Below are 2,960 nucleotides of genomic sequence, written 5' to 3'. Positions count from 1 at the left end.
ATTTTGGCAGTAGCGTTGAAAAAAACATTGTAGGCAATTTTTCTGGCAACAGCCATAATCGGTAATTTTTAATTTCCAATTTTTAATTTTTAAATAAATTATAATGCTAAAATTTTTAAACATTAAAAATTAGAACATTATTTATAAAATTAAAAATTATAAAATTAAAAATTTATTTATATTAAGTTTACCGGTTTCACTAATATTTTCCTGTTCTCTCCTTCTCCGACGCTTTCGGTTGCAACTTTTTCGTTTTGGGAAAGTTCCATATGGACTAGTCTTCTTTCGTAAGCCGACATCGGTTTCATTATAATCACTCTTCCTTCGCTAATTGCAAGTTTCGCAGTTTCTTTGGCGTGTTCAATTATGGATTGATTTTTTTGGTCTCGGTATGAATTTACATCAAGAGTGAAGTTTACTTTTTCATCAGAGAGTTTTTTTCTTATTGCCAGTCTGGCAATATGCTGAAAAGCCTGAAGGTTGACTCCGTATTGTCCGATAAGCAAATTTGAATCCTCGGTAGTTTTTATGTTGCAAATAATTCCATCCTTATTTTCCGAATTTGATTCTTTTAATTCTATCTCAGATAGGAATCCGGCTTTTTCCATTAATTCTCTGATAGCTTCTTTGATTATTTTTTTACTTTTTTCTTCCATATATTAGAGACAAATTTTCACGAATTATAAAACGAATTTTCACTAATCACGAATAATATTTTAAAAATTTGTGTTTAGTTGATATTCGCCTATAAAATTCGTGTAAATTAGTTTATTATGCTTTTGTAATTTTCTTTTCGGGAATATATTTTTTCAGAGATTCGAATTTATCTTCCATATACATTTGCTGTCCTATGGCGAATAGAGTGGATATTAACCAGTATAAAGCCAGTCCGGCAGGAAACTTTATTCCAATAAACAAAGTTAAAAGCGGGCCGAGGTAGAGCATTTGTTTGTTCATAATCTGGGCGAAATCAGGATTTTTGCTATCTTTGCTTTTGTTATCATTATTGTTTTTCTGTTTAGCCATTAACATCTTTGTTTGGTAAAACTGGGCTGCCGCAGCCAAAATAGCCAATGGGATGCTGGATTTTGCCAAATCGATAATGCCGATGAACATATTATTGATTTGTCCCGGATTAGCCACGAAAGAATAAAGCACCTCGCCTTGAATGTTTAAATTGTTAGATGAAATTCTGAAAAATACTTGATAAATTGCAATCAGAAAAACAAGTTGTACGATCATCGGAAGACAACCGCCGAAAGGGTTGGCCTTGTTTTCCTTGTAAAACTTCATTAATTCTTGGGATTGTTTTTCCTTGTTGTCTTTGTGTTTGTTTTGGATTTCCTTTATTTTCGGCTGGAGCTCCTGAAGCTTTTTTTGCGATTCAATCTGTTTTTTTGATAGCGGCATTAAAATAATCTTCAGAATCAAAGTGATGATAATTATGGCAATTCCAAAATCATGAAAAGCGAAATTGTTGTAAAGAAAAACAAGCGTATTATACAGCGGCTGATAAATTGTCGGATAAAAAATTTGAAACATTTTATTATTTTATTTTCTTAATTAACTTTTTAACCAGTTCGGAAATAATTTTGAAATCTGGATTCGGCTCGCTTCTTTTGTAAAAAACAACTATATCCAGGCTATTTTTTATATTTTCTAGATTCTGGTGAAATGCTTCTCGCAGCAATCTTTTAATTTTATTTCTTTCCACAGCTTTCTTGAAAAACTTTTTTTCAATGGAAAATCCTATCCGTGTATGTTCAAGATTGTTTTTGACAGCTTTCAGCGACAATGGACTTTCAAGAAAAAATGTTCCTTTGCGATAAACATTGGCAAAATCAGTTCTTTTAGTTAAGCGATTTTTGCTTGGAAGCATAATTGTTTATACGCTTAATTTCTTTCTTCCTTTTCTTCTTCGAGCTGTAACTACGGCTATTCCGGTTTTGGTCGCCATTCTCTTTCGAAAACCATGCCTTCTTTTTCTTTTGAGTTTTTTTGGCTGGTATGTTCTTTTCATAACAATAAAATCGCTAAACAACGCGAATTAACTCTCGAATTATCACTAAAATTTTTCAAGATAGTTCGGGATTGTTCGCGATTGATTTAGTGTTGTTTTGTGATTTAATTCAATATTAAAAGTGTATCAGCTAGGAGCCAAAAGGTCAATATAAATGGTATTTTACTTTTTCGAAGCATATAGTATCATTTAAGGCGTTATGAATAAAGAAAAATACAGCAAAATTATTAATATATTAAAAAATGACGGAGTTGGGATTTTACCGACGGATACTTTGTATGGACTAGTTGGGCGGGCTTTTTCCAAAAAGGCTTTTAAAAGGATTTTTGAATTGAAAAAAAGAAGCGCAAAAAACCCTTTTATCATACTAATAAGTTCGATTGAAGAGCTAAAATTATTTGATATTAAACCGGACAATTTTTCTCTTGAGGTTATGAAAAAATATTGGTGGCCGACCCGCCCGCATCGCTACGCGAAGCTTAGTGGGCGGGGAAAAGTAAGCATTGTTTTGCCTTGCGATAATGAAGAATTATCCTATTTACATAGGGGAACAAAAACTTTAGCTTTCAGGATGCCGGACAAAAAAGATTTACTAGAATTATTAAAGAAAACCGGTCCGCTTTTGGCTCCCAGTGCTAATCATCCGGGGGAAAGCCCGGCTTTAACGATAGAAGAAGCTAGAAAATATTTTGGCGACAAGATAGATTTTTACGTGGATGAAGGAAAATTAGAATCTCTGCCTTCAACACTTATTAAGATAGAAAATGAAAAGGTTGTGGTTTTGAGAGAAGGCGCAGTAAAGATTAAAAAAACCCAGAATTCTATTCTGAAGTGCAACATCCTCTTTTTTAGATCTTAGCATTTTTTCATTTTTTTTCATAAAAAACTTCATAAGGAGTTAGATAGTTTAATCTTTTTCTCGGTCTATTGTTAATTTCAC

Annotated in this window: 5 protein-coding genes; 1 reads left to right on the top strand and 4 read right to left on the bottom strand. The window is 32.5% G+C overall.

Annotation, left to right across the window (positions count from 1 at the left end):
- Positions 1-176 precede the first annotated feature (176 nt).
- The 4 genes from WC906_05450 to rpmH form a co-directional block, all read right to left on the bottom strand.
- Positions 177-656: a R3H domain-containing nucleic acid-binding protein gene (locus tag WC906_05450; protein MFA5777846.1), complete on the bottom strand. Its 480-nt coding sequence runs from the start codon at positions 654-656 to the stop codon at positions 177-179.
- 115 nt (positions 657-771) lie between these two features.
- A complete protein-coding gene (locus tag WC906_05445) occupies positions 772-1,542 on the bottom strand; it encodes a YidC/Oxa1 family membrane protein insertase (protein ID MFA5777845.1) in 771 nt (256 codons plus the stop codon).
- Between the two features lie 4 nt (positions 1,543-1,546).
- The gene (gene rnpA, locus WC906_05440; GenBank protein ID MFA5777844.1) at positions 1,547-1,879 is read right to left on the bottom strand and encodes a ribonuclease P protein component; all 333 of its coding nucleotides are present in this window, start codon (positions 1,877-1,879) and stop codon (positions 1,547-1,549) included.
- 6 nt (positions 1,880-1,885) lie between these two features.
- Entirely contained in the window at positions 1,886-2,020 is a 135-nt protein-coding gene (rpmH, locus tag WC906_05435; protein MFA5777843.1) for a 50S ribosomal protein L34, read from the bottom strand.
- Between the two features lie 199 nt (positions 2,021-2,219).
- On the opposite strand from rpmH, the gene WC906_05430 reads away from it, so the two are divergent.
- The gene (locus tag WC906_05430) at positions 2,220-2,879 is read left to right on the top strand and encodes an L-threonylcarbamoyladenylate synthase (protein MFA5777842.1); all 660 of its coding nucleotides are present in this window, start codon (positions 2,220-2,222) and stop codon (positions 2,877-2,879) included.
- Positions 2,880-2,960: the final 81 nt, after the last annotated feature.

It is taken from the genome of Parcubacteria group bacterium (assembly GCA_041657845.1).
Taxonomy (GTDB): domain Bacteria; phylum Patescibacteriota; class Minisyncoccia; order Moranbacterales; family JAKLHP01; genus JAKLHP01.
Note: the sequence above shows the minus strand (reverse complement) of the source record. Positions and strands in the feature narration are given on the sequence as shown.